The sequence below is a fragment of the Kribbella voronezhensis genome, assembly GCF_004365175.1.
GTDB classification, from domain to species: domain Bacteria; phylum Actinomycetota; class Actinomycetes; order Propionibacteriales; family Kribbellaceae; genus Kribbella; species Kribbella voronezhensis.
On sequence record NZ_SOCE01000002.1, the window covers coordinates 1,345,085 to 1,363,656 of the forward strand.

Below are 18,572 nucleotides of genomic sequence, written 5' to 3' on the forward strand. Positions count from 1 at the left end.
GGTCACGCCGTGAGAACCGGCGCAGTGGCTCTGCTCGTCGCCGCGACCCTCGCACTGGCCGGTTGTAGTACTGAGCCGGGCACGGGGCCGACTCAAGCCGGCCGGACCTGGGCCGACGATCTGTCGGGCGAGCCCACTGCGCCGACCACCGTCCTCACGCCCACTCCAAAAGCACTCACCGGCAGCCGGTCGACGGGCACACCTCAACGCACGACGACCGGAACCACCCCAGTACGCCGCCCGGCGTCGCCCACCAACCCGTCCCAGCCACTACCCCCCGGTCTGGGACACCGGTGGCCGACTCCGATGCGGCCGTCCACCCCGATCCGGGTTGTCATCCCCGCGATCGGGGTGGATTCGGGCCTGATCCGGCTCGGCCTGAAATCCAACGGCGGTCTGCAGGTGCCGCCGGACGGATTCCCGGCCGGCTGGTTCACCGGTGGGCCGACACCGGGCGAGAAGGGGCCGGCGGTCGTCCTCGGCCACGTCCACTGGGCCGGCCGGCCGGGCGTCTTCGCCAGGCTGCGCGGCCTGCAGCCGGGCGACAAGATCACGATGACCCGGCAGGATCGCTCGGCGGCCGTGTTCCGGGTGGTCACGGTCAGGCAGTATCCGAAGTCGACCTTCCCGAGCGCGGCCGTGTACGGCGATCTCGACCACGCGGGTTTGCGGCTGATCACCTGCGGCGGTCTCGACCGGATTTCCGGTAAGTACGAGGCCAACCTCGTCGTCTTCGCCGACCTGATCGGCTAGCTGTCCACGGCCGTCAGCAGGACGACCGGGCGGCCCGCAGATCTTGTTCCAGACGGTCTTCGACCGAGACGGACAGATCGGAGTACTGGCCGGTGAGGCAGATCGGACCGGTGTAGTTCTGGGCCGCGAGTTGGCGGAAGACCGCCGACCAGTTCGCGAGGCCGTCGGTGGCCTGGACGAACCAAGGCTTCCAGGCCCCACCGATGTCGCCCGTCGCGTCGGTTCGTGTGTAGATCACGTTCTTCAGGTTGACCATCGCCAAGCGGTCGGCGACCAGAGGCAGCGTGACCGCCGGGTCGTCGCCGGCGAGGATGTCGTGAGCGGCGTCCCAGATCACCCGAAAGCGCTCTCTGGGCAATCCGTTCAGCAACTGGAGCACGCCGAGCGACGACGCCACGAACCGCCCATGGTGCTGCTGAACCCCGACCTGTACGCCGTACTGCTCGGCGAACCCGGCTACCTCTTCCAACCGTTCCCGCGTACGCCGAACCGACGCCGCGTAGCCGTCGTCGCCGAGCGGCGCCATGATCCGGATCAGCGGCACACCCGCTTCGGCGCAGGCCGAGAACACGCTCTCTGACAGCTCACTGGCGATACTGATCGGCTCGACTCCCTCGGCACGCAGTTGCCCGACGAACTTCGGTAACTCCGCTTCGGCGCTCGCTGGCGTGACGTAGGCGGTGTCCCTGACCGGGATCTCGGCCCCCGTGAAGCCGAGACCCGCGACCAGCCGCCCGAGTTCGTTGCCGGGGAGACCGGCCCAGGGTTTGGTGAAGACGGACCACAGATATCGAGTCATAGGTCAGCGGCCTCCGAGCCCGCTCATGGTGATGCCTTCGGCGAACCAGCGCCGCGAGGCCAGTTCGGTGTTCATCTGTGACTCCGGCCGGGGCGGTCGGTTTGAACATGGTGTGGCGGGACAGCTCGGTGTTCATCGGCGACTCCTCAGCTGAAAAGCAGGTCGATCGACTCGGCGCGGATCCGCTCCTCGTCGACTAGGACGCCAAGACCGGGCGCGGTGGGGACCGTGGCGACGGCCTTGGTGACGGTGAGACCTTCGACGTACAGGTCGGCGAGCAGCTCCGGGCCGTTGAGTTCGGCCGGAAGTGCGAGTTCGAGCTGGCTGAACAGGTGCAAGGCGGCGGCGAATCCGATACCGCAGTCGGTGAGTCCACTCGCGAGAATCTCCAGACCGCTGGAGAGCGCTACCTGAGCGGTCTTGAGCGCGTTCCGCAGGCCGCCGGACTTGCAGATCTTCACCACGACGAGATCGGCCGCCTGGAGCTGGATCGCCCGGGCCAGATCCTGGGCGGTGAAGCTCCCCTCGTCGATCGCGATCGGCAGGTCGATCAGCCCGCGCAGCCGCTGCATCGCCAAGGTGTCGGTGCTCGGCACCGGTTGCTCGACGCAATGGATCGTCCCGACGTCGCGCGTCCGGTCGAGCAGGTGCTTGAGGGCGCTCGGCCGGTAGGACTGGTTCGCGTCCAGCCACAGCGGTTTCGCTCCGGCTACCTCGGCCACCGCCTCGATCGCCGCGGCATCCACATCGGGATCGCCACCGATCTTCACCTTGTACGCCGAATAGTCGGCCGACTGCTGCGCATGCTCCCGGACGACCTCGGCTGCCCCGACGCCGATCGCAGAACAGAGCGGGATCTCGTCGTACACCTTGCCACCGAGCAACGCATGAACCGGTACGCCGGCCAGCTTGCCGGCCGCGTCATGCATCGCCAGGTCGACGGCGGCCCGGGCGAAGGGAAACCCGTTCGACACTGACGGGCTGAGCCGCTTGCTCGCGGTCGAGTGGAACAACTCGACATCGAAGGGTGTCAGCTCCAGCAGGATCGGCTCGAGGTGCCGCTTGATCACCACGGCGATCGTCTCGGCGGTCTCGTAGCTCCAGCTGGGGAGCGCCCTCTGCTCTCCCCACCCGACCACGCCGTCCTCGGTCGTCAGCTTCACGAACACGACCGCCGTCGCCTGATCCACAACCTGGTCGGGGGAGCCGACGGCACCGCTGCCGAGCACGAATTTCCGCGCGAACGGCACGGCAACGGGAAAGACCTCGACCGACCTGATCCTGGACGTTTCGGCGGTCATGCGGCGATCGACCAAACTGCTGGATCGACGAAGCTCGGGCCACGGATTCCGTCATCCAGCCACTTGACGACATCAGCGAGTACGTAACCGGCCAGTGCGAGATGCCCTTCGGTGGTGTCACCCGCGATGTGCGGAGTCAGCAACAAGTTGCTCGCAGCAAGCACTTCCGGCCCGAACTCCGGCGGCTCCGGGTCGTAGACATCCAGCGCCGCGAACAACCGCCCGTCAAGACACTGCTCCAAGAGCGCTTCCTGATCGATCGCCGGACCGCGCGAGGAGTTCACCACGATCGCCTGGTCCGGCAGCTGCTCGATGAGTTTGCGCGTCACCAGCCCCCGCGTCTCGGGAACGTCCGGAACATGGATCGACACGAACCGGCACCGCAGCGCCTCTTCCAGCGACGCGATCCGTACGCCGAGCTGCTTCGCCCGTTCGTCGCTCAAGTAGGGGTCGTAGACGAGCACGTCACAACCGAAAGGTTTGAGCAGAGTGATCAGCGCACGCGCAGTCGAACTCGCACCGAGGATGCCGACCGACTGGCCAGCCAGTTCACCGCCTCGGAACGTGCTCTGTTTCCACCCACCTTGGCGAACGGCTTGGTCGAACCGGGAAAGCCGCCGGACCAAGGTGAGCATCGAGGCCAAGCAGTACTCGCCGACCGACCAGGCGATCCGTGGTCCGGCCGAGAACACCGCGACCCCCTGCTCGAGAATCGCCGGATCGATCAGCTTCTTCACCGACCCGGCCGCATGCGCAACCACCTTCGGCCCCGCGCCGCCGGACCACCAGGCCTTCTCGAGCTGCGGCGTACCCCAGCTGGTCAGTACGACGTCGCAGCCCACCACGAGCTTCTCCACGGCGGCCGGAGAGAGATCTGCGCCGGCCCAGCTGACCTCGAACCGGTCGTCGAGCAACTGCCGGGCATCGGGTCCGCAGACATCGGCGACCCGGTCCGGCGTCATCACCACGGCTAGCTTCGGCAAGCTGACTCCTCGATCGACGGGGGGTTCGGCACCCCTGACGGTATGCGCTTTCCGTTATGCTCGTCCAAGCCCGTTTCCGCATCGATCGATACCGTGAGGGCATCGCATGGACCTCTCCCTCCAGCAGTTGAAGGGATTTGTCGCGGTCGCCGAGGAACAGCACTTCGGCCGTGCCGCCGAGCGGCTGTCGATGACCCAGCCACCGCTGACCCGGCAGATCCAGGGCCTGGAGCGCTCTCTCGCGGTCTCGCTGTTCGACCGGACCGGCAGGGGAGTGCGGCTGACCGCCGCGGGCACGGTGTTCCTCGAACACTGCCGCCGGATGCTCGCTCTGCTCGAGATCGCGCCCGAGGCCACCCGCCGGGCGGCCGACGGCCAGACCGGAACCCTGCGGATCGCGTTCACCGCGATCGGTGCGTACGCCGTACTGGCCGACTTCCTCACGACGGTCGGCAAACGCACGCCTGCCGTGACTTCCGAGTTGACGGAGCTGGTGAGTGCTGATCAGTTCGAGGCACTGGCCGGGCTGAAGATCGACATCGGCTTGGTGCGACCGCCCATTCCCGAGCAGTTCGAGTCTTTGCTGGTGCACTCCGAGGATCTCGTCCTCGCCGTACCGGCCGCGCATCCACTCGCCCTCGGGGACGGCCCGGCGTCGCTCGCCGAGGTGACCGACGACTACATCGGCTACAGCCCCGAGGGATCGCGCTATCTCCACGACATCTGCGCCGCGATGATCGGCATGAACCGGTACGCCGTCAGCCAGCTCGCCTCGCAGGTACCGACCATGCTCGCGCTGGTCCGGGCCGGTCTCGGCTGCGCGCTGATTCCGCGCTCGATCATGGCGATGGGAGTTCAAGGCGTCCGGTACCGCGAACTCGACGCGGCCGACGCCCATTCGGTCACGCTGCACGCCTGCTGGAGCCCGGACAATCCGAATCCTGCCCTGCAACGGCTGGTGGAATCGCTCCTGCGGAACCCACACCTGGACGCCTCGCCGAGTGGCGATTGACCTAGAGCCGACTCTAGCTCGTAGGGTCGTCAGCATGACGACCGCACAGAAGAAGCTCGGATCCGGATTCGGCTACCGGAGTACCGCGGACGAGGTGCTCGAGGGGATCGACCTCAGCGGGAAGCTCGCGCTGGTGACCGGCGGATACTCGGGACTCGGCCTGGAGACGACGAAGGCACTGGTGAAGGCGGGCGCCCAGGTCGTCGTACCGGCTCGTCGGCCCGAGAACGCGAAGGAAGCGCTCTCTGGTGTCGCCGGCGTCGAGGTGGACGCGCTGGACCTGGCCGATCTGGAGAGCGTTCGCTCGTTCTCCGAGCGGTTCCTCGCCTCCGGCCGGAGCCTCGACCTGGTGATCGACAACGCGGCGATCATGGCCTGCCCGGAAACGCGGGTCGGACCCGGCTGGGAGGCACAGTTCGCGACCAACCACCTCGGCCACTTCGCCCTCGTCAACCGGCTCTGGCCGGCGATCGCCGCCGACGGCGGTGCGCGAGTGGTCGCGGTGTCGTCGACAGGGCACCGGCGGTCGGATATCCGCTGGGACGACCTGCAGTTCGAGACCGGCTACGACAAGTGGGCGGCTTATGGGCAGGCGAAGACGGCCAACGTGCTGTTCGCGGTGCAGCTGGATGCCCTGGGCAAGGACTCGGGTGTACGCGCGTTCGCGCTGCATCCGGGCGGGATCATGACGCCGCTGCAACGGCACCTCCCGCGCGAAGAGATGGTTGCGGCCGGCTGGATCGACGAGAAGACCGGCGAGTACAACGAGGCCTTCAAGACACCCGAGCAGGGTGCCGCAACGCAGGTGTGGGCGGGGACGTCGCCGCAGCTCGACGGGCTCGGCGGTGTGTTCTGCGAGGACTGCGACATCGCCGAGGTGTCGACCGACGACGCGCCGGGCGTTCGCCCGTATGCGATCGATCGGGACTCTGCCGCCCGGCTGTGGACCGTTTCGGCGGAGCTCACCGGAGTGAACGCCTTTGCCTGACGGGATCGTCGCGAGCCTGCGCGCTGCCGGTTGCGTGTTCGCGGAGGACGAGGCGGAGTTGCTGATCTCCAGTGCCCGCGACGAGGCCGACCTGGCTCGCATGGTCGAGCAGCGCGTGGCCGGACTACCGATCGAACACGTGGTCGGCTGGGCCGAGTTCCACGGCCTGCGAATAGAGGTCGACCCCGGCGTCTTCGTGCCACGCATTCGCACAGAAGCTCTTGTCGCTGAAGCGATCGCACTGCTGCAGGATCGCGGCGGCGAGCAACGGCCAGCAGCCGGCCAAGAAGGCGGCGGCGCGGCGGGTGGCGATCGGGGTGGCGGGCGGGTCGTAGTACTGGATCTTTGTTGTGGTTCCGGTGCGTTGGGCGTTGCCGTTGCTTCTGCTGGTGGTGATGTCGAGTTGTACGCCGCTGATGTCGAGCCTGCGGCGGTGCGGTGTGCTCGGCGGAACGTGGAGCGGGTGGGCGGACAGGTCTTCGAGGGGGACCTGTTCGATCCGTTGCCTTCGGCATTGAAAGGCCGGATCGACGTACTGCTCGCGAACGTGCCTTATGTGCCGACCGATGAAGTTCGGTTGCTGCCGGCGGAGGCACGCCTCCATGAGCCGCTGGTCACTCTCGACGGTGGATCGGACGGGCTGGAAGTCCTGCGCCGCGTCAGCGCGGAGGCTGCCGCTTGGCTGGCGCCGGGAGGCCACGTCCTGGTCGAGACCACCGAAGACCAGTCCGCCATCGCCACCGCGATCTTCCATCGCGACGGCCTGACAACCCGCGTCACCACGGATCCCGACTACGCCGCGACCGTCGTCATCGCCACACTGCCCGGTGCTACGACGACTCGATGAACCCCACGAACTACGGTGGCTCGATGAATCCCACGATCAGACCGGCTTCGATGGATGACCTCGACGGCGTAGTGGCTTCGACCGCGGCGCTGTTCGCCGAGGACGCGGGAGAGCGCGATCCGCTCCGCAATCCGAACTGGCCGGAGCAGCACGGCACCCAGTGGTGCCGGGAGCTGCTCTCCAACCCGAACGCCCTCGTTCTCGTGGCCGTCGCGGGGGCAGGAGTCGGCGGCCACCTGGTGGGAAATCTCTACGACCCGTCGGACATGTGGACGGTCGCCCGAGCCGAGCTGGTCAGCATGTACGTCCGCCCGGAACTCCGAGGCCAAGGCGTCGGCGGACAGCTGGTGGATTCCTTCGCCGAGTGGGCGCGCAGTCGCGGCGCGGCGAGTCTGCAGGTAACGGCGTACGCCGCGAACGCCGCCGCGCTCGCGCTGTACCAGAGCCGAGGCTTCGCTCCACTCTCGATCACCTTGACAGCCGACGCCGGTGAACCGCCAACGCCGACCAACCACGGCTGACCGGTTGCGCCGGGTCGGCTGATCGCACAGATCGCCGGTTGATCAGTGTCAACCGTTCGGTGCCCAGGTCGGAGAAGGCGCTCGAGCGGCCCCCGGTGCCTGGCGGTGGGGGCTCCCATCGCCAGGCTGGGCCGATCAGACTCGGCGGAGGACATGGAGGAGGTACTCGCGGCGGTTGAGCGGGTTGTGGTCGGTGCGGGCGCGGGTGGGAATCGGGCCGGTGACGGGGTGGTAGCGGTCGAAGGCTGATTCGAGGACGCTTTCGCCCCGGGTCAGCGCGGGGAGTTGCTGTTCGAGCTTGTAGACGGCGGCTGCTGGGATCTCACCTTCGAGAACGGAGGTCGTCGCGGCCAATGCCGGCACTTGCGGGATCGCGCGCAGTCGAGACAGCGCCGCCAGGACAGCCCGGGTCGTATCGGTGGGGATCTCCAACTGGAAGCGGTGCATCGGCTCGAACACCGTCGTACCGGCTGCTCGGAGCGCGTCCATCATCACCAGCGGTGTGAGCTGCCGGAAGTCTCCGGCGGTGCTCGACATGCTCTTGTCGAACACCGCGTGCGCATGACTCTGGCGCGCCGAGTACCCCGAATGCGTCATCGCGACTGTGCAATCAGGGATCTGCCAGCCGTAGACACCCTGCTGCAAGGACTCGTGCACGGTCTCCTCGACTGCCTTGATGAACGCGTACGGCATCGATCCGAGCTCGACCTCGAGCCGGAACGTGACGCCGGAGTTGACCGGCGCCGGTTCGACCCGCAGACCGACGGTCGCCAGGAACGGATTCGGGTCCACCTTGTTGAACTCGACCGCCGCACCGACACCGTTCAGCCGCTCGATGCAGATCGTCGTCGACTCGCGGAACGTGACGTCGATCCCGAACTCGCCGGCCAGCGTGGTCTGGATGACCTCCTTCTGCACCTCGCCGTACAGTGACACGAACGTCTCCTGCCGGATGTCGTCCTGCCGCAGGTTGATCAGCGGATCCTGCTCGGCGAGCTGGGAGAGCGCGACCTGCAGGTTTCCTTTGTCCGACAGCCGAACCGGCGCGATCACCGTCTCCAAGGTCGGGGGAGCGAAGTAACCGCTCTCCCCACCACTGCTCCCGCTCCCGACTTGGCTGCCTACAGCACCTGTCGCAGATCCGCTCTGGTTGCTGGCGGCACCTGTCGCGGATCCGCTCTGGTTGCTGGCGGCACCTGTCGCGGATCCGCTCTGGTTGCTGGCGGCACCTGTCGCGGATCCGCTCTGGTTGCTGGCGGCACCGCTCGTGTCCTTGCTCTGGACGCTGGTGGCACCGATCGTGCCTCCACTCTGGTTGCTGGCGGCACCGATCGTGTCGCCGATCTGGATGCCGGCCAGACCCCACAGCTTGGCGATCTGGCCGGCCGACACCTCAGCCTGCGACAGCGCCGAGCCGTTGCCGAAGACACTGATCGCGGTGACCTTCGCCTCCTGATCACCCCGGTATCGCAGCCTGTCCCGAACGCGGATCGTGCCGGAGAACATCCGCACGAACGCGATCTTCTCTCCCGCCGGACCACGTTCCACCTTGAAGACCGACCCCGCGACCGACCCGTCGGCCACGCCTTCGGTAGCCGGCAGCAGTTCCCGGATCCCCGCGATCAGCTCGCCCGTCCCCGCGCCGGTGATCGCCGAACCGAAGTACACCGGATGCACCAGCGCCCGCTTCGTCTGCTCGGCCAGCCGGCCGCGCAGAGCGTCGTACGAGAGCGCTTTCTCGTTCTCCACATACGTTTCCAGGAGTTGCTCGTCGTGCTCGGACAGCAGGTCGATCATGGCGAAGGTGAAACCGGTGTCGTCCCGCCCGTACGGCGTGAACCCGGCCGCCGGCGTACCGAGTGCGCTCGTCGACCCCATCGCGATGACCTCGCTCGCGAGCTTGTCGGTGAGGTCCTTCACCAACTCCTCGCCGCGCGCACCGGAGCGGTCGAGCTTGTTGACGAAGATCACCGTCGGGATCTTCAGCCGCCGCAACGTCCGCATCAGCACTCGCGTCTGCGCCTGGACGCCTTCGACCGCGGAGATCACCAGCACGGCACCGTCCAGTACGCCGAGCGCCCGCTCCACCTCGGCGATGAAATCCGGGTGCCCCGGAGTGTCGATCAGGTTGACCGTGATGTCGTCGATCGCGAACGACACCACCGCGGACTTGATCGTGATCCCACGCTGGCGTTCCAGCGCGAGCGAATCGGTCTGAGTGCTGCCGTCGTCGACGCTGCCGACCTCGTCGATGACCCCGACGGCGTACAGCAGCCGCTCGGTCAGGCTCGTCTTACCGGCGTCGACATGCGCCAGAATTCCCAAATTGAGTGTTCGCACCGAACTCCATGTCCCTTGAACAGGTGAACTTTCCGCTCAGTCCAGACATGAAGTGAGATCGCACGACTGCGCTCCTTTGACGAGACGAACACGTACTACGACCCAACGAGTACAACAGACCCGCCCCAACCCCACCAACCGATTTTCGGCCGGCGCGGGCCCAGGGGCGGGTCAGCTGATGGTGGTGCCGATGGGGGAGCCGGTGGTGATGGCGGCGGCGGCGCCGGGGCGGTCTATGTCGAAGACGTGGAGGGGGAGGTGGTGGTCGCGGGCGAGGATGAAGGCGGCCTGGTCCATCACGCCGAGGCCCTGGTCGATGACCTGCTGGTAGGTGAGGTGGTCGAAGCGCCGGGCGGTCGGGACCTTGTTGGGGTCCGCGTCGTACACGCCGTCGGTGCCGTTCTTCGCGACGAGGAGCGCGTCGGCGTCGAGTTCGACGGCTCGCTGCACGGCTGGGTAGTCGGTGGTGGTGAACGGCTGACCGTTGCCGCAGCCGAGCAGGACGATCGAACCCTTCTCCAGATGCCGCAGCGCGCGAAGCCGGATGTACGGTTCGGCGAGGTTGTTGATCGGCAGTGCCGTCATGAGCCGTACGTCGGCTTCGCCGAGCTCGTGCAGTTTGCCGCGCAGCAGGACGGCGTTGATCACCGTGCCGAGCATGCCGATGTTGTCCGCCTCGACCCGGTCGATACCCCAGTCCTCGGCCCGGTTACCGCGAAAGACATTGCCCCCGCCGACGACGACAGCGACCTCCACGCCGGTGTCCCGCGCCGCGATCACCTCGCGGGCCAGATGGTTCAGCCGATCCTTGTCGAACCCGAACCCGGCCGACCCCGCGATCGCCTGACCGGACAGTTTGATCACCAAGCGGCGGTACTTCGGCATGCCGGGCTCCTCGTCTCAGGCGGATGGCGCTGGTGAAGAGTAGTCCGGTCAGAACGCGGTGATCGACGCGGGGGAACGCTCCACGCGGCTGAGCGCCCGCAGTACCGGAGTCTGGCCGTGGCGACGCATCGCCAGCCTGGTCAGCAGATCGACGACGGTCTGCACGGCACGGTCCGGGAAGACGGGTGTCGGTACGCCGATGCTGACGGCGAGGTCGTCGGCGTGCACCGCGAGCTCCATCATCCGGGTGACGAGCATGTCGTCGAGCGTCAGCGACCACGGACCCCACAGCGAGATCCGTACTGCGCGGTCGGGCGCCGTCGAGAGATCGCTCTCCAGTTGCCTGATCGCGGCGTCGAGCTGGTCAGCGAGGAAGGCGGGACCGTCGGTCGCGAGCTGATCGCCGCCGGCGCGGATCCGGACACTGATGTCGTCGTCGAGCCCCGCGTCGATCCACTGCACGCGCGCGTAGTGGTCGAGCAAGGTGATCGTCGGCTCGGTCGGAATCGGCTCGCGGATGATCTGCGGGATCGCCAGCACCTGGAACGCCAGATGACCGGCCAGCCCGCCGACGCTGAATTCGGCCAGGGCGCTGGCCTTCGTCCAGGCGGACTCTACGGACGGCTCCCGCAACAAGGTGGCGGCCAGCCGCGCCACAGCGAGGAAGTCAGCACGGATGTCATTCATCCGTGCATTCTCTCCGCTGGCCCGGTGATGTGGTGTCATGCCAGTTCAGCGGGCTTCGAACCGCGTGACAGAGGAGTTGGAGCAGAGATGACGGCTGGGCGACCTTTGCCGACGCAGGACGAGGTGCTCGGGTACTTCGAAACGCTGTCCAACTGGGGGCGGTGGGGTGACGACGACGAGCGCGGCACGCTGAACCACATCACTGACGACGTCCGGCTGGCCGCGGCGACGGCCGTGCGGCATGGCAGGAGCGTGTCGTGCGGCTGGGAGATCGCCGTACCGGAGGAGATGGAGCGGTCGACGACGGCGTGTCCTTGTGCCGCCGACATGCCGGGTGCCGAGCACATGCCGGCGGCGTTCCACAACGACCGGCGCTGGGGCTTTTCGAACGAGCGACTCGGCATCCTCTTTCACGGCAACACGATCACCCACCTCGATTCTCCTTGCCATCTCTTCTGGGACGGCAAGATGTACAACGGCCGGTCACATTCGCTGGTCGACGCCGCGACCGGATCGGCGTGGGCGGCTGTCACGGCGGCGGCGAACGGGATCGTCACGCGTGGCGTGCTGCTGGACGTTGCGAAGGTCCGCGACGTGCCTTGGCTGGAGCCGGGGCAGGGCGTGTTCCCGGACGATCTTGAAGAGGCCGAGCGCCGCCAAGGTGTGCAGGTTCAGCCGGGTGATGCCGTACTGCTGCGGACCGGCTACGGCCGCGCACGCCATGAAGACGGTGTGGCCGGCGGTATCACGCAGGCCGGTTGGCACGCGTCCTGCCTGCCCTGGCTGCATGAACGCGGAGTCGCGCTGATCGGTGCTGACACGCCCCAGGATGTTCAGCCGTCGGGGTACGACGAGGTGTTGATGCCGATCCATGCCGTCAGCCTCGTCGCGATGGGGCTGTGGCTCCTCGACAACTGCGACCTGGAGGAGTGCGCGGCGACGGCTGCCGAGCTCGGCCAGTGGGACTTCCAGCTCGCAGTCGCACCAGTGCGCTTCGCCGGTACGTCGGGCAGCCCCGTCAACCCGATCGCCACTTTCTGACCGCTGCGCCCTGGTCACAGCCGGATCGCCAGAGCCGTCCGTCCTTCACGGACAACGGTTGTCAGGGATCGACCATCTGGTCCAGCGTCCGGTAGGTGCGGTTGCTCGCCGCGGCGGAGCGTTGCTCGCGGCCGGTGGCCTCGATGTAGTTCTGGCTGGTGGCGAGGCTGGCGTGGCCGAGCAGCGCCATGATCTCCGACGCGGTGGCGCCGTCCTCGGCGAGCCGGGTCGCGAAGGTGTGCCGCAGGGCGTGCAGGTTCGCACCGACGGGGACGCGATCGTGCAGGCCGGCCCAGCGGTAGCAGGACTTCACCAGGTACTCGAGGCCGCCGCGGCCGATCGGCTCGCCGTCGCGGTCGAGCAGGAGCTTGCCGGAGCGGCCGAATCGCTTGCGGGGAAAGCGGCGCGCGCACGATTCGACGTACGTGGCGATGATCTTCTCCATGATCGGCTCGACCGGGATGGACCGGTCGCGGCTGCCCTTGCCGTGGATGTGCAGCCGCATCTCGCCGGGTCGGCCGGCCAGCGAATCCGCCGTCAGTGTGCGCATCTCGGCGGAGCGGAGGCCTGCGACGAGGCCGAGCGCGATGACGAGCACGTCGCGCTCGGGCCAGGGGTCGCGGGCACGGCGTGCGCCGTCGGCCGCTGCCTTGAGCAACTTCTCCGGAGTGTCTTCACCGCGCAACGGCTTGGGGGAGAGGGGAGGGGTCTTGGGTCTCGCGACGGCTCCCATCGGGTTGCCGGTGAGCAGTCCGTCGGACACACAGAAGGTGAGGAACTGGTTCCACGTCGACCAGGCACGGAGTACGGAACTCTTCGCGTGGGTGTCGGCGAACGCACCGAAGGCATCGCGCAACACCTGGGCCGTCAGCTCGGTCACCTCGAGGCAATCGGCGTCCGGACCGAGCAGGGCGGTGATGCCCGCCAGATCACGACGATAGGCAGCAGTCGTGTGGGGGGAGTCCTTCCGCGGCCGCCGAGCCGCGAAGAACGCTGCCTGAGCATCGAGAACCTTCATGTCGCAAGGTCTACAGCAGGCCGCCGACAATTCCGTCCGAGTCCCCCGGCGCAACTGTTGCTGTCAGCAACTACTTGCCGAATTCATGCATAATGCCAATTATGCATGACTCAGAGCACCCCTTCTCAGCCCCGATCGGGGGAGTTGCGAAGAGTTGTGTCGAGTTGACGGAGCAGTTCGCCGACGCGTCCGCCACCGGCTGGGGCCGATGGATAACGGCTGAGGACGTCCCGTACTGCGGTGTCGGCGAGCGATTCGCAGAAGGCTATGTGTGCGGCGGCGTCGCCAGCCGAAAGCTCGAGGGCTCGAACCGCATGAGCCGCTGAGCCGAGGATGTGTTTGACCTGGGTCGCGTTGGCCAGCGGGTGGAGGAATGCAGCACCACAGGCGTGACCGGCTGCTCGGGCAGCGTCGCTTGCTGCGGCCTGCCCGGCGTCGCGAGCTTCCTGAGCGGCTTTGTGCGCGGCCCAGGCGCTGTCGCGGAGCAGTTTGGTGCGTTCAGCTCCGTCGGCGAAGACCTGGGCCGCGTCGAGTGCGGCTCCTGGGCGCTGGTCTTCAGGGCGTTCCCGGTCGAAGATCGCCAACGCCGGCCGTGCGCAGGCCACGGCGTACGCGGTGACTTCGCGGAGTTCGGACAGGGTGAGTTCTATCGTCGGAGAGTCGGCCGCCATGGCGGCATTCTGCCTCGCGACCGGTGCAGGTTCAGGTGGGTTTGTCTGGTAGGACTAGGACGTGATCCTGCCGAAAGAACGTGATCCGCGGTTCATCACCCTTCGTCGTGGCGGGACGCTCACGGACTCCGATCATCAACTGCTGGCTCTGTGGGCGGCCTCGTGTGCCGAGCATGTCCTGCACCTGTTCGAATCGGAGCAACCTTCGGACCCGAGGCCTCGCCAGGCGATCGAGCAGATCCGGGCCTGGTCCCGGGGCGAGATCAGGATGTCTGATTCGCGCGCGGCCGGCGGTCATGCCATGGCTGCAGCGAGACCGCTGACCGGAGCCGCCCGGCACGCCGCGTTTGCCGCCGGCCAGGCTGGTGTCGTGGCGCACGTTGCCGCACACGAGCTCGGCGCCGCGGCGTACGCGATCAAAGCCGCACGAGCCGCCGTCCCCAAAGCCGACGCCGAGGTCGCCGGCCGCCGCGAATGCAGTTGGCAACGCGAACAGCTTCCCGAAGAGATCCGCGAGCTCGTCCTTGACGATCAACGCCTGCGAAACGACATCTGCTGGGGCGTCTTCGAGTGCTGACCAGCCCCTCTCCAGCCCTGAGCGTAGATGTCCGATAATGGACATTATGTCAACTAGTCCTCTTCCGCCCAGGCCGAGGTGACCCCACTCGACGGACAAAGTGTCCGGAAGACAGCTGACCAGGAGGCACCATGGGCAAGGTCGTTGCGCAGGCGAACATGTCGCTCGACGGGTACGTGGCCAAGCAGGACAACACCATCGGCGGATTGTTCGACTGGTTGCAGAACGGCGACGTCGAGATGCCGACGCCCGCCGGAGACTTCGCCGTCCACCTGACGCCTCAGAGTGCTGAACACTTGCGGCAGTGGACGTCCTCACTGGGCGCACTGGTTTGTGGCCGGACGCTGTTCGAGGTGGCCGACGGCTGGCAGGGTCGCCATACTCTCGACGTCCCCGTGGTCGTCGTGACGCATCAGGTCCCCACCGAGTGGGTCGCCGCGCACCCCGACGCACCGCTCACTTTCGTGACCGAGGGCGTCGAGGCCGCCGTCGCCCATGCACAGACGCTCGCCGGCGACCGCGTCGTCGCGGTCACCGGCGGAACGATCGCCCGGCAGTGCCTGGACCTCGGGCTGCTCGACGAAGTGGCCGTCGACCTGGTCCCGATCGTGATGGGCGAAGGCAACCGGCCGTTCTTCGGCAACCTCTCCGCTGACGAGGTGGCGCTGGGCAATCCGACGGTCTGCGTCCAGGGCGACCGCGTCATCCACCTCGTGTTCCCTGTCGTGCGCTAGAAAGTCCCGGTACTCCCCTGGCGCCGCAGCCCAATTCGCAGGCAATCTTCCTAATGCCTGAAGTGGCCCTCCCCCGCAGCTCTGGCGACGTAGGTCTCGAACGAGGTGGCCGGTCGGCCGAGCGCTCGGGGAATGTCGTCGGAGCAGCTCTCGGCCCAGCCGTCGCGGATCGACACGAGGATGCTGGTCAGAAGGTGCGCGGCCGGTGCGGGAACGCCGTTCTCCCTTTGGCGCTGCGTGTAGTCCTCCGGACTGAGGTCGACGTACTCGATCCGGCGGCCGGTGGCCCGTCCGATCAGCTCGGTCGCCTCGCCGAAACTGATCGCCGCAGGCCCTGTGAGCGCATAGACCACGCCGTGATGACCCTCGGTCGTCAGAGCGGCAGCGGCCACCGCGGCGATGTCTTCGGCATCGACGAACGGTGTGCGGCCGTCTCCGGTCGGTAGAGCAAGCGTGCCGTCGGCGATCGCGCGGGCCCACGGTCCCTCACTGAAGTTCTGCGCGAACCAGTTGGGATGCAGGATCGTCCACTCCGCATCGGACGTCCGCACAGCCTGCTCGGCGGCGTGCAGTGGATGGCTTTCCTCCTCGGCACGAGCCGCGGAAAGCATCACGAACCGGCGTACGCCGGCTGCGACGGCGGCCTTGGTGAAGTCGGCCAGCCGCGGGCCGGCCTGGAGGGTCGGCTCCATCAGGTAGGCGGCGGTGACACCGGCAAGCACGGGCTCCCAGGTCGTCGGGTCGTCGAGATCGAGGCGTACGTCGGCGCCGCGGCGGGCCGCCGTACGGACTGTGTGCTGGGTTGATCGGAGTTGCCGGGCGATGCGGCGGCCGGTCGTACCGGTGCCGCCGAGGATGAGGATCGTCTGCATGTGTCCAGCCAAGCCGAGTGGTCCTCAGAGCATCCATGGGAGATCGTCGGCCGTTCCTTTGTGATCGTCTAGCCTTTCTCTGATGGACGTTCTGAGTGATCTGTTGCAACGGGCGCAGGCCACGAACGCCTTGGTCCGGCAGTTCATCGCGCAGCCGCCCTGGTCGGTGACGTACGCCGAACTGCCGTCGCTCAGCGTCGTCGCGGCGCTCGGCGGCTGCGCCACCCTCCGGATCGACGACGGCGCCCCGGCAACCCTCGCCGCAAACGACATCGCGCTGATCACTGGCGTCGGCAGCTACACGATCGCCGACGATCCAGCCACTCCGCCGCGCTACGTGATCCGGGGAAACACGAAGTACGTCGACGGGCAGGCGGTCGGCCCCGGCGAGTTCCATGCTCCTCGCACGTACGGCGATGGCCTGGGCGGGACCACGATCGTCCGTGGTGTCTACGACCTCCACGGTGCGGTCGGTCGCCGGCTGCTGGATCTCTTGCCACCCGTGGCGATCGTGGCGGCCACTGACCGGACCCGACCGGCTCTCAGCTTGCTCGCCTCCGAGACCGCTCGTGAGGAACCCGGGCAGGACGCCGTACTGCGCAGGCTGCTCGACTTCGTGCTTGTGGTCGCATTGCGCGCCTGGTGGTCCGGACCGGACGCTACTCCCCCGTCCTGGTACCAAGCGCTCACGGCACCAGGTATCGGTGATGCGCTACGCCTGCTTCACGAATCCCCGGCTCGCCGCTGGACGGTCGCCGAACTCGCCGGGAGCGTCGCGATGTCCCGCGCCACGTTCGCCGCCCGCTTCACCGAATTGGTCGGCCTCCCGCCGCTGACCTATCTCACCAGTTGGCGGCTGGCGTTGGCCGCTGACCTGCTCCGAGACCCCGCGGCGACAGTCGCCGCTGTCGCTCGCGCTGTGGGCTACGAGGACCCGTTCGCGTTCGCCGTTGCCTTCAAGCGCATCTACGGCGTCACTCCGTCGGCCTGGCGACGCTGACGCCTCGGCATCGAGCACGAGAAATGGATTGCGTGGCATTGTTACCGTTCCCGCATGTCTTCTCACCGTCCGCTCCTGCCACGCTCGACACCGGCCGGCGTGGGGATTTCGTCCCGCGCGATCGGCGCGCTGCTGGACCGGCTCGAAGCGGAGTCGATCGAATGTCACTCCCTGATGGTCGTACGCCGTGGGCACGTCGTCGCCGAAGGCTGGTGGGCGCCGTACTCCGCTGATCGGCCACACCTTCTCTACTCGTTGACCAAGTCGTTCACTTCGACGGCCGTGGGTCTCGCGATCGCCGACGGGCTGTTGTCGCTGGACGACCGCGTGGTCGACGTACTGCCTGAACACGTCCCTGACGACGTAGTTGACCAAGGCCGTCGCATCACCGTGCACCACCTGCTGTCGATGACGAGCGGACGCCGGACGGACAGCCTCGCCGAGGCCTGGCAACTGGAACCGGACGACCTGGTGAAGGGCTTCCTCCGGGTCCCGTTCACCGATCCCGAGGGAAGCAGGCACCTCTACGAGGATGCGACCACTTACCTGCTGGCCCGGATGGTTGAACGCGTCACCGGCCGGGACCTGCCGGGATTTCTCGACGAGCGCCTCTTCCAGCCGATGGGCATCGACCACGCCGAATGGGACCGGGTGGCGAGCGGCGCGGCCTTCGGATTCCACGGTCTGCATCTCACGACCGAGGCCGTCGCCGCCTTCGGGGAACTGCTGCTGCGCGGGGGTGTCTGGGGCGACCGGCAACTCGTTCCCCGCGAATGGGTGGAGCTCGCGACCAGCCGCCACATCGCAACGACCGAGCCACTCCCCAACTGGTTGCCGAATCCCGACTTCCTGTCCGGGTACGGCTACCAGTTCTGGACGTCGCGGCACGGCTACTTCGGCAACGGCGCCTACGGCCAGCTGTGCGTCGTCGCCCCGGCTCACGATCTCGTGGTCGTGATGACCTCCGCACTCGAGCGGACCGACGTGCTGCCCGGCGCGTTCTGGGATTGCCTGCTGCCCGGTCTCGATCAAGCGGGAAGCGCACAGGACGACGAGGAACTCGCCGATCGGCTGCGGCGGCTGACTCTTGCCCCGGTGACCGGTTCGGCGGCTCCGCACCGTTCGGCCAAGGCGCGACTGGACGGCTCCCCCGCGGATTCGGCGCTTCCGGACGGAACCACCGTGACGGTCGATCCTGTGGACGGCGGCTGGCAAGTGCAGCTTGGCTCGTCGCTGACTGTCGCAGTCGGACACGGTGATTGGCGGGAAAGTTCGCCGCTCGGGCGCCCAGTCGTGGCGAATGGAGCCTGGCAGGAGGACGAGTTCGTCGCCGATCTCTTTGTCATCACCAGCCCGCACCGGGTTCGGCTGGTGGTCGATGCCGATGCGGGGACGGCACAGGCGACCTGGAGCACGGTGCCCCTGACGACCTCGAGTCTGGAGCTGCACCTGCGATCACCGCTGATGACGCGACCCGACGTGGCGTAGCCCTCTGACGTTCTAGGCTCGCCTTCCGGAGTACCGGGAAGTTTTCTGGACGAGA

Annotated in this window: 19 protein-coding genes; 10 read left to right on the plus strand and 9 right to left on the minus strand. The window is 67.4% G+C overall.

Annotated features, from left to right (window positions below):
* Window positions 1-24 precede the first annotated feature (24 nt).
* Window positions 25-753: a class F sortase gene (locus tag EV138_RS33415; protein ID WP_133983975.1), complete on the plus strand. Its 729-nt coding sequence runs from the start codon at window positions 25-27 to the stop codon at window positions 751-753.
* A gap of 13 nt (window positions 754-766) precedes the next feature.
* On the opposite strand, the gene EV138_RS33420 is transcribed toward EV138_RS33415, so the two are convergent.
* The 3 genes from EV138_RS33420 to EV138_RS33430 form a co-directional block, all read right to left on the minus strand.
* Window positions 767-1,552, minus strand: a complete 786-nt coding sequence (locus EV138_RS33420) for a sugar phosphate isomerase/epimerase family protein (RefSeq protein ID WP_133983977.1) — start codon at window positions 1,550-1,552, stop codon at window positions 767-769.
* Between the two features lie 146 nt (window positions 1,553-1,698).
* Window positions 1,699-2,853: a mandelate racemase/muconate lactonizing enzyme family protein gene (locus EV138_RS33425; RefSeq protein ID WP_133983979.1), complete on the minus strand. Its 1,155-nt coding sequence runs from the start codon at window positions 2,851-2,853 to the stop codon at window positions 1,699-1,701.
* A complete protein-coding gene (locus EV138_RS33430; protein ID WP_133983981.1) occupies window positions 2,850-3,836 on the minus strand; it encodes a hydroxyacid dehydrogenase in 987 nt (328 codons plus the stop codon). Before EV138_RS33430 ends, EV138_RS33425 begins: the two co-directional genes overlap by 4 nt.
* A 106-nt stretch (window positions 3,837-3,942) precedes the next feature.
* Between EV138_RS33430 and EV138_RS33435 the strand changes: the two genes are divergently transcribed.
* Genes EV138_RS33435 through EV138_RS33450 form a run of 4 tightly spaced genes read left to right on the plus strand, consistent with a single transcriptional unit; the run spans window position 3,943 to window position 7,204 of the window.
* A complete protein-coding gene (locus EV138_RS33435) occupies window positions 3,943-4,848 on the plus strand; it encodes a LysR substrate-binding domain-containing protein (protein WP_133983983.1) in 906 nt (301 codons plus the stop codon).
* Between the two features lie 34 nt (window positions 4,849-4,882).
* Complete coding sequence (locus EV138_RS33440) at window positions 4,883-5,836, plus strand: SDR family NAD(P)-dependent oxidoreductase (protein WP_133983985.1); 954 nt, start codon at window positions 4,883-4,885, stop codon at window positions 5,834-5,836.
* Window positions 5,829-6,683 carry a putative protein N(5)-glutamine methyltransferase gene (locus EV138_RS33445; RefSeq protein ID WP_133983987.1) on the plus strand — a complete coding sequence of 285 codons (855 nt, stop codon included), beginning with the start codon at window positions 5,829-5,831 and terminating at the stop codon, window positions 6,681-6,683. Before EV138_RS33440 ends, EV138_RS33445 begins: the two co-directional genes overlap by 8 nt.
* A gap of 23 nt (window positions 6,684-6,706) precedes the next feature.
* Window positions 6,707-7,204 carry a GNAT family N-acetyltransferase gene (locus tag EV138_RS33450; RefSeq protein ID WP_133983989.1) on the plus strand — a complete coding sequence of 166 codons (498 nt, stop codon included), beginning with the start codon at window positions 6,707-6,709 and terminating at the stop codon, window positions 7,202-7,204.
* Window positions 7,205-7,339: 135 nt separating this feature from the next.
* Here the strand turns inward: EV138_RS33450 and EV138_RS33455 are convergent, their stop codons facing one another.
* The 3 genes from EV138_RS33455 to EV138_RS33465 all read right to left on the minus strand — a co-directional run bounded on the left by EV138_RS33455 (window position 7,340) and on the right by EV138_RS33465 (window position 11,116).
* A complete protein-coding gene (locus EV138_RS33455) occupies window positions 7,340-9,544 on the minus strand; it encodes an elongation factor G (protein ID WP_133983991.1) in 2,205 nt (734 codons plus the stop codon).
* Between the two features lie 171 nt (window positions 9,545-9,715).
* Window positions 9,716-10,429, minus strand: a complete 714-nt coding sequence (gene pyrH, locus EV138_RS33460) for a UMP kinase (protein ID WP_133983993.1) — start codon at window positions 10,427-10,429, stop codon at window positions 9,716-9,718.
* A gap of 48 nt (window positions 10,430-10,477) precedes the next feature.
* The gene (locus tag EV138_RS33465) at window positions 10,478-11,116 is read right to left on the minus strand and encodes a maleylpyruvate isomerase N-terminal domain-containing protein (RefSeq protein ID WP_133983995.1); all 639 of its coding nucleotides are present in this window, start codon (window positions 11,114-11,116) and stop codon (window positions 10,478-10,480) included.
* Window positions 11,117-11,203: 87 nt separating this feature from the next.
* Between EV138_RS33465 and EV138_RS33470 the strand changes: the two genes are divergently transcribed.
* Window positions 11,204-12,157 (plus strand): cyclase family protein, encoded by a 954-nt coding sequence (locus EV138_RS33470; RefSeq protein ID WP_202867034.1) that lies wholly within the window; start codon window positions 11,204-11,206, stop codon window positions 12,155-12,157.
* Between the two features lie 61 nt (window positions 12,158-12,218).
* On the opposite strand, the gene EV138_RS33475 is transcribed toward EV138_RS33470, so the two are convergent.
* Both EV138_RS33475 and EV138_RS33480 read right to left on the minus strand, forming a co-directional pair.
* Window positions 12,219-13,175: a tyrosine-type recombinase/integrase gene (locus EV138_RS33475; RefSeq protein ID WP_133983997.1), complete on the minus strand. Its 957-nt coding sequence runs from the start codon at window positions 13,173-13,175 to the stop codon at window positions 12,219-12,221.
* Window positions 13,176-13,300: 125 nt separating this feature from the next.
* Entirely contained in the window at window positions 13,301-13,846 is a 546-nt protein-coding gene (locus EV138_RS33480; RefSeq protein WP_133983999.1) for a putative immunity protein, read from the minus strand.
* 61 nt (window positions 13,847-13,907) lie between these two features.
* Between EV138_RS33480 and EV138_RS33485 the strand changes: the two genes are divergently transcribed.
* Window positions 13,908-14,423 (plus strand): putative immunity protein, encoded by a 516-nt coding sequence (locus EV138_RS33485; protein WP_133984001.1) that lies wholly within the window; start codon window positions 13,908-13,910, stop codon window positions 14,421-14,423.
* Window positions 14,424-14,554: 131 nt separating this feature from the next.
* On the plus strand, window positions 14,555-15,157 hold the full coding sequence (locus tag EV138_RS33490; protein WP_133984003.1) for a dihydrofolate reductase family protein: 603 nt from the start codon (window positions 14,555-14,557) through the stop codon (window positions 15,155-15,157).
* A gap of 50 nt (window positions 15,158-15,207) precedes the next feature.
* On the opposite strand, the gene EV138_RS33495 is transcribed toward EV138_RS33490, so the two are convergent.
* Window positions 15,208-16,029, minus strand: a complete 822-nt coding sequence (locus tag EV138_RS33495) for an NmrA family NAD(P)-binding protein (RefSeq protein WP_133984005.1) — start codon at window positions 16,027-16,029, stop codon at window positions 15,208-15,210.
* Between the two features lie 82 nt (window positions 16,030-16,111).
* Between EV138_RS33495 and EV138_RS33500 the strand changes: the two genes are divergently transcribed.
* Window positions 16,112-17,029 (plus strand): AraC family transcriptional regulator, encoded by a 918-nt coding sequence (locus tag EV138_RS33500; RefSeq protein ID WP_133984007.1) that lies wholly within the window; start codon window positions 16,112-16,114, stop codon window positions 17,027-17,029.
* A gap of 54 nt (window positions 17,030-17,083) precedes the next feature.
* Window positions 17,084-18,517, plus strand: a complete 1,434-nt coding sequence (locus EV138_RS33505) for a serine hydrolase domain-containing protein (protein ID WP_202867035.1) — start codon at window positions 17,084-17,086, stop codon at window positions 18,515-18,517.
* The last annotated feature ends 55 nt before the right edge of the window (window positions 18,518-18,572 follow it).